Origin of the sequence: Terrisporobacter muris, assembly GCF_024621905.1 — a bacterium.
In the GTDB taxonomy this organism is placed as follows: domain Bacteria; phylum Bacillota; class Clostridia; order Peptostreptococcales; family Peptostreptococcaceae; genus Terrisporobacter; species Terrisporobacter muris.
On sequence record NZ_JANKBY010000162.1, the window covers coordinates 1 to 7,815 of the forward strand.

The 7,815-nt window shown below is 30.6% G+C and carries 7 protein-coding genes and 1 other annotated feature; of the genes, 6 read left to right on the top strand and 1 reads right to left on the bottom strand.

The window, feature by feature from the left end; translation table 11 throughout:
* Window positions 1–152: 152 nt before the first annotated feature.
* Window positions 153–372, top strand: a binding site (T-box leader).
* A 139-nt stretch (window positions 373–511) separates the two neighbouring features.
* The 6 genes from leuA (at window position 512) to NSA58_RS12355 (ending at window position 7,047) form a co-directional block, all read left to right on the top strand.
* Entirely contained in the window at window positions 512–2,221 is a 1,710-nt protein-coding gene (leuA, locus tag NSA58_RS12330; RefSeq protein ID WP_039677987.1) for a 2-isopropylmalate synthase, read from the top strand.
* A 12-nt stretch (window positions 2,222–2,233) separates the two neighbouring features.
* A complete protein-coding gene (gene leuC / locus NSA58_RS12335) occupies window positions 2,234–3,538 on the top strand; it encodes a 3-isopropylmalate dehydratase large subunit (protein WP_074078748.1) in 1,305 nt (434 codons plus the stop codon).
* Entirely contained in the window at window positions 3,532–4,026 is a 495-nt protein-coding gene (gene leuD, locus NSA58_RS12340; protein WP_074078749.1) for a 3-isopropylmalate dehydratase small subunit, read from the top strand. Before leuC ends, leuD begins: the two co-directional genes overlap by 7 nt.
* A gap of 58 nt (window positions 4,027–4,084) precedes the next feature.
* Window positions 4,085–5,155 (top strand): 3-isopropylmalate dehydrogenase, encoded by a 1,071-nt coding sequence (gene leuB, locus NSA58_RS12345; protein WP_074429983.1) that lies wholly within the window; start codon window positions 4,085–4,087, stop codon window positions 5,153–5,155.
* 215 nt (window positions 5,156–5,370) lie between these two features.
* Window positions 5,371–6,633 carry a histidinol dehydrogenase gene (gene hisD / locus NSA58_RS12350; protein ID WP_039677982.1) on the top strand — a complete coding sequence of 421 codons (1,263 nt, stop codon included), beginning with the start codon at window positions 5,371–5,373 and terminating at the stop codon, window positions 6,631–6,633.
* A 24-nt stretch (window positions 6,634–6,657) separates the two neighbouring features.
* Window positions 6,658–7,047: a formylmethanofuran dehydrogenase subunit E family protein gene (locus tag NSA58_RS12355; RefSeq protein ID WP_039677993.1), complete on the top strand. Its 390-nt coding sequence runs from the start codon at window positions 6,658–6,660 to the stop codon at window positions 7,045–7,047.
* A gap of 79 nt (window positions 7,048–7,126) precedes the next feature.
* Here NSA58_RS12355 and NSA58_RS12360 read toward each other — a convergent pair whose 3' ends face one another.
* The gene (locus NSA58_RS12360; protein ID WP_039677981.1) at window positions 7,127–7,735 is read right to left on the bottom strand and encodes a DUF6143 family protein; all 609 of its coding nucleotides are present in this window, start codon (window positions 7,733–7,735) and stop codon (window positions 7,127–7,129) included.
* Between the last annotated feature and the right edge of the window lie 80 nt (window positions 7,736–7,815).

The window sequence follows — 7,815 nt, forward strand, 5'->3', positions numbered from 1 at the left end:
TATTAATTACCTTAAGCATAAATAAATGTAAGAATTGAAATGTTTTTTGAAGTCTTGAAGTAAATTATAAATAAAATATTTAGAAAATTTTGAAAAATATATTGACGTAAGATTAAGTCTCGTATATTATTACTACTAATAAGTTAAATAATTAGAAAGCTAAGAATAGGAGTAGTAAGAATTTTGAAGCTTATAGAGAGCCAAAGGTGGGTGGAATTTGGCAGTGGATTGTTCTGAACTTGCCTAGGAGCTGTTTACAGGGAGTAAACCGTAGATCTACGTTATAAGATAAATAATCTTTATGATTATTGTAAAGTGAACTTATTTAAGTTAACTAGAGTGGTACCGCGAGAGTTAAACCTCGTCTCTAAATATAGAGACGGGGTTATTTTTATTTCTAGAGATATGTAAGAAGATGAATTTATAAAATTTATAATTTAGCATTGAATACAATATGCAAAATTAATTAAAAACTAGTGGAGTTTTATTTAAAAATAAGGGGGAATTTGTTATGAGTTTTAATTGTAAAAAATATAAAAGACCAAATTTTCAGCCAAAAAATTTTAAGAATAGAAAATGGCCGGATAATGAAATAATTAAAGCACCAATTTGGTGTTCTGTAGACTTAAGAGATGGGAATCAATCTCTACCAATTCCAATGAGTGTATCTGAAAAAATGGAAATGTTTAATATGTTAATAGAAGTTGGATTTAAAGAAATTGAAATAGGATTTCCTTCAGCTTCACAAACAGAATATGATTTTTTAAGAAGATTAATAGAGGAAGATTTAATACCAGATGATGTTACAGTTCAAGTATTAACACAATCAAGGGAGCATTTAATTGTAAAAACCTTTGAAGCTTTAAAGGGGTGTAAAAAAGCAATTGTTCATTTATACAATTCTACATCAATACTTCAAAGAGATGTGGTATTTAATAAAAGTAAAGAAGAGATTATAGACATAGCGGTTGAGGGGGCAGAAATTTTTAACCGAGAAGCAAAGAAATATCCTGAAACTAATTTTCAATATGAATATTCACCAGAGAGTTTTACAGGAACTGAAATGGACTATGCACTAGAAATTTGTGAAGCTGTTATGGATGTTTGGCAGCCTACAAAAGAAAATAAAATGATTATAAATTTACCGTCAACAGTAGAAATGACAACACCAAACCTTTATGCTGATCAAATTGAGTGGTTTAGTGAAACTGTGAAAAATAGAGAATGTGTAACCATAAGTTTACATCCTCATAATGATAGAGGAACTTCTGTGGCGGCTTGTGAGCTAGGAATTTTAGCAGGAGCTGATAGAATAGAGGGAACTTTATTTGGAAATGGGGAGAGAACAGGAAACTTAGATATAATTACAACTGCTATGAATATGTATTCAAATGGCGTGAATCCTGAACTTGATTTTAGTAATATTTCTGATATAACAGATATTTATAAAAAGTGTACAAAGCTTGATGTTCATGTAAGACATCCTTATGCTGGAGACTTGGTATTTTGTGCATTCTCTGGCTCACATCAAGATGCCATAAGAAAAGGTATGATTGAAAGAGAAAAAAGAGGTAATTATGAATGGGAAGTTCCATACTTGCCAATTGATCCTCACGACTTAGGAAGAGAATATACAGAAATTATAAGAATAAATTCTCAGTCAGGTAAGGGTGGAGCAATTTATATTATGGAAAATGAATTTGGATTTAATATTCCTAAAAATATGCATAAATACTTTGGTCGAGTTGTCAAGCAAGCATCTGATAAGAGAGGAAAAGAATTATCGCCACAAGAAATCTATGATTTATTTAATGAATGGTATATAGATATTGACACGCCGTACAAACTTAAAAAATATAGAATTAATTCAGTAAACTCAGATGTATATGATATTAAAAACTGCTCAGAAAACAATATCTTAGAACTTGAAGCTATAATCAACTTTGAAGGTGAAGAATATGTAGTTAAAGGTGAGGGAAATGGTCCAATAGATGCTTTCAATAACGCTTTAAAACAAAAGGAATTAAAAAATTATCGCTTTAAAAATTATCATGAACATGCCTTGAGTGATGGTTCTCATGCTAAGGGTGTGGCTTATGTGGAAATAGAAGAAGATGGTGAACCATATTTTGGTGTTGGAATTTCAGAAAATATAAATACAGCAGCTATAAATGCATTAATGAATGCAATTAACAAAAGTTATATGAAGATTATAATATAGGGGGATATAAAAATGGGAATGACAATGACACAAAAAATCTTAGCAGATCATGCTAATTTGAAAGAAGTTAAAAAAGGTCAATTAATAGAAGCTGATTTAGACTTGGTTCTTGGGAATGATATAACAACTCCTGTTGCCATAAGGGAGTTTGAAAAATTAAATGTTAGTAAAGTATTTGATAGTAGTAAAGTAGCTATAGTTCTTGATCACTTTACTCCGAACAAAGATATAAAAAGTGCCGAACAATGTAAAGTGGCGAGAAGTTTTGCCAACTGTAAAAATATAAAAAATTACTTTGATGTGGGAGATATGGGGATAGAACACTGTTTGCTTCCTGAAAAAGGATTAGTAACAGCAGGAGATGTAGTAATAGGAGCTGATTCCCATACTTGTACTTATGGGGCACTTGGAGCATTTTCTACAGGAATAGGCTCAACAGATATGGCAGCAGGTATGGCCACAGGGAAGGCTTGGTTCAAAGTTCCTGGAGCAATAAAATTTGTTTTGAAAAATAAACCATCAAAATGGATAAGTGGTAAGGATATTATTTTACACATTATAGGTAAAATAGGAGTGGATGGAGCTAGATATATGTCTATGGAATTTGTGGGAGATGGTGTAAAACACTTAACCATGGATGATAGATTTACTATTTGCAATATGGCAATAGAAGCAGGGGCTAAAAATGGAATTTTTCCAGTAGATGATATTACTAAAGGCTATATTAAAAATCATGAATGTAAAACTATAGATAAAAGTCATCAAATTTTCGCAGCTGATGAAGATGCCATATATGATGAAACCATAGAAGTTGATTTAAGTGAGTTAAGACCTACAGTAGCCTTTCCTCACTTACCTGAAAATACAAAAAACATAGATGAAATTACTGAAGATATAAAAATAGATCAAGTAGTAATAGGTTCTTGTACAAATGGTAGAATAAATGACTTAAAAATAGCGGCAGAAGTTATGAAAAATAAAAAAGTGGCTAAAGATGTGAGATGTATAGTATTTCCAGGGACTCAAAGTATATATTTAGAGGCGATAGAAAAAGGATATATATCTGAACTTGTAAAAGCAGGAGCGGCTATATCAACTCCAACTTGTGGACCGTGTTTAGGAGGACATATGGGAATATTGGCACAGGGAGAAAGAGCAGTATCAACTACGAATAGAAACTTTGTAGGAAGAATGGGTCATGTAAAGTCAGAAATTTATTTGGCAAGTCCAGCAGTGGCAGCAGCATCGGCTATAAGTGGAAAAATATCATCACCAGAGGAAATTTGTGAAGAAGTAGGGGGAGATACAACATGTTAGCAAATGGAAAAGTTTTTAAATATGGAGATAATATAGATACGGATGTGATAATACCAGCAAGATATCTGAACACACCTGATATGAAAGAGTTGGCATCTCATTGTATGGAAGATATAGACAAAGATTTTACTAAAAAGGTAAATGAAGGAGATATAATTGTTGCAAATAAAAACTTTGGATGTGGTTCATCAAGGGAGCATGCTCCAATAGCGATAAAAGAAAGTGGAATATCTTGTGTTATAGCCTCTACTTTTGCAAGAATTTTTTATAGAAATGCCATAAATATAGGGCTTCCTATTCTAGAATGTGATGAAGCTGCTATGAAAATTGAAGAAGGAGATAAACTGGAAATAGATTTTAATAGTGGAATAATAAAAAATATAAGTAAGAATGAAGAATACAAAGCTGAACCTTTTCCAGAGTTTATGCAAAATATTATTTCAAATGGAGGCTTAATTAAGTCTATTGAAAAAACAATGATCAAATAAAAATAGAATTAAATTTTAAAATTATTAGTGATAAATATAAAATTGGGGGGAAAAGATAATGGACTTTAAAATAGCAGTAATAAAAGGTGACGGTGTAGGACCAGAAATTGTAGATGAAGGAATAAAAGTTCTAAATAAAATAGGCAAAAAATATAATCATAATTTTAAATGTATAGAAGTATTGGGTGGAGGAGTTGCCATAGATAAATTTGGGACTCCTCTACCAAAAGAAACTTTAGATGAATGTAAAAAAAGTGATGCAGTTTTGCTTGGTGCAGTTGGGGGACCTGCCTGGGATAATATTGAACCTTCCATTAGACCAGAAAAAGGTCTTTTGGCTTTAAGACAGGGGCTCAATTTATTTGTTAATTTAAGACCTGCTACTATGCATGAAAGTATAAAAGAATCCTCTCCTTTAAGACGTGATATCGTAGAAAAGGGTATTGATTTTGTAGTAGTTAGAGAACTTACTGGTGGAATTTATTTTGGTGATAGAAAAACAGAAGTTATAGATAATGTAGAAGTGGCTTATGATGTGGAAAAGTATGATGAAAATGAAATTAGAAGAATAGGGAAAAAAGCTTTTGAGACTGCAAGAATTAGAAAAAAAAGATTAACTTGTGTAGACAAAGCAAATGTACTTGATAGCTCTAAACTTTGGCGAAAAATAATGAATGAGTTAAGTGAAGAATATAAAGAAATTAAACTGAATTTTATGTATGTAGACAATGCAACTATGCAATTAATAAAAGATCCTAGCCAATTTGATACCATCGTTACTAATAACATATTTGGAGATATTATTTCAGATGAAGCCTCAATGATAACAGGTTCCATAGGAATGCTGCCATCAGCATCACTTAGAGATGATAAATTTGGAATGTATGAGCCTATCCATGGAAGTGCACCTGATATTGCAGGAAAAAATATAGTAAATCCCATAGCTACAATATTATCCGTAGCTATGATGCTTAGATATTCATTCTCTTTAGAAAAAGAAGCTAAAGAAATTGAAGGTGCAGTAACAAAAGTTATTAATAAAGGATATAGAACTGTGGATATATATAATGGAATAGGAAATGTTATAGGAACAAAAGAAATGGGAGATTTAATAGTTAAAGAGATTTAATAATAAATTAATTAAAAACAAAACACCTTTACACTTGTACATTTAAAAAGTATAAAGGCGGTTTATTTAAGTTTAGTGGCTTCTTTTTAAATTTAAAAACTATATTAATTGTATTATTGTTGACATCTAATATATAAATAGATAGGATTATTTTTATATAGACCGAAACAGGGAAATATTTGATTTATTATACCGTTGTTATGGGAGGAATACATATGGAAATTCTGAAAAAATCTCAGTTTAAAAATATTGAAACCGAAAAAACAGTGAAAGTTCAAGTAAGAGAAATATTAAACGAAGTAAGACTTAATAAAGATATTGGGGTTAGAAAGTATAATTTACAATTTGATAAAAATCCACGAACAAATTATAAAGTTACTAGGGATGAAATAGTAAAGGCATATAAACAAGTAGATATAAAATTTATTGAAGATATTAAAGTTGCATCAAAGAATATTGAAGAGTTTGCTAAAGCTCAAAAAGAAAGTTTTAACAATAACTTTGAAAAAGAAATTTATCCTGGTGTAACACTTGGTCAAAAGCATATACCTATAGAATCAGCTTTAGCTTATGTGCCAGGTGGAGGATATCCACTTTTTTCTACTGCATTAATGTTAATTATTCCAGCAAAGGTTGCAGGAGTTAAAAGAATTTGTGCTTGTTCACCAACTATGAAAAATAGTAGCTCTATAAATCCAAAAACTTTAGTTGCCATGGATATAGCAGGAGCAGATGAGATATATGCTGTTGGAGGAGTACAAGCTATAGGCGCTTTTACCTATGGAACAGAAAGTATAAAACCAGTAGATATTATAGTAGGTCCAGGAAATAAATATGTAACAGAAGCTAAAAGACAATGTTATGGAAGTGTGGGAATTGATTTTGTAGCAGGACCTAGCGAAGTATTGATTATAGCAGATGAAACAGCTAACTCTGATTATATAGCAGCAGATGTTTTAGCACAATGTGAACATGACTACAGTGCTAGAGGAATTTTAATTACTACAAATAAAATTTTAGGAGAAGAGGTATGTAAAAAAGTAGATGAGATTTTAAAGGACCTTCCTACTAGAGAAATAGCATCATCTTCGTGGAGAAATAATGGAGAAATAATATATGTGGATAATTTAGATGAGGCAGTGAAACTTAGTAATAAATATGCTCCAGAACATTTGGAGGTAAGCTTAAAAAATGAAGATGAAATAATTGATAAATTAATAAATTATGGATCTTTATTTTTAGGAGGATTATCAGCAGAGGTTTTTGGAGATTATGTATCAGGAACAAATCATACTTTACCAACTCTTAGAGCATCTAGATATACAGGCGGAGTTTGGGTTGGTACATTTATAAAGACATGTACTACTCAAAGATTAAATCAAGTAGCGGTAAACTCACTGGCACCAGTGGCTCATGATTTAGCTGTTGAAGAAGGATTATATGCTCATGCTAATGCAGCTAAAGTAAGAAGAAAATAAATAAAATTAAATCTAGGAGGAAATATGAATAATTTATTATGGAAAGAAGTTGTTAAGTTTCATGGTCATGAATGTCCAGGATTAGCCATTGGAATAAGGGCTTGTGAAGCAATAATAAGTAAAATGAATATAAAACCAAAGGAAGATAAAATTATATGCATAACTGAAAATAACACATGCCCAGTAGATGGAATAAAATATGTTTTTGGATGTGATTATGATAAAAAGAATTTATTTTACAAAGAAAGTGACGAACTGGCTTTCAATATTTTCAATGCTAGCAATAATGACAGTCTAAGGATTATTTATAAAGGAAAAAATAATACTGATACAAAGGATGGGTATATGAAATATATTTTAAGTGCAGACATAGATGAACTGTTTGATTTTTCTAAGGTAAAATATGATTTATAAAAAGCTCCTTTCTTTACAATTAAGTTATTGTAGAGAAAGGAGTCTCTTTATTTGGAAAATTATAAAATTATAAAATTTCTTAGTCCAAGTAAGAGGACATGGGTTCTTCCCACCATGAAAATGACATGACAAAGTTTGAAGTTATTTCTTCCTTAACAGGGCTAATTTCAAAGAGATAACTAAAGCCTGGAGAAATAACTATGCCACCATTCTCATTGGATGTATACATATTATAAGGCGGTATAATTAGATTTTGACCATAAACACCATATATTTTTTCAACATCATTACCAAAAAATATTCTGCCTGCAGGCATACTTCCACTTGAATTGGAATTTGTTATAGTTGTATTGTTTGAACTATCTAAATTGCCAGCTACATCTTCTACACAATAATATACTTTGGAGATGATAGGGCTTGGGGATAAATTAGTAATTATAGAGTTTTTAACATAAATGCTTACGTTGGACTTTTTAGGGTTAGACAATAAAAAATAAGCATATTCAAAAGTACTATTTCCGCCACAATCCATTTCTTCACTAACTCCATTAAATAAGGATAAGTTTTTACTTTGTATATACCCATTGGAAATATCACAGGAATAATTAAGTTGTGAATGGACTTCTGAGTTAACTATATTTTTAGTTGACTTAGACTTATTTATATATTGATTTTGAGTTATTTTCATTTTTATCACTCCTATTAATATCTTAAAAAAGTATATGAATTAATACAAAAAACTATGAATATTTGTAAAGAATGATGTTT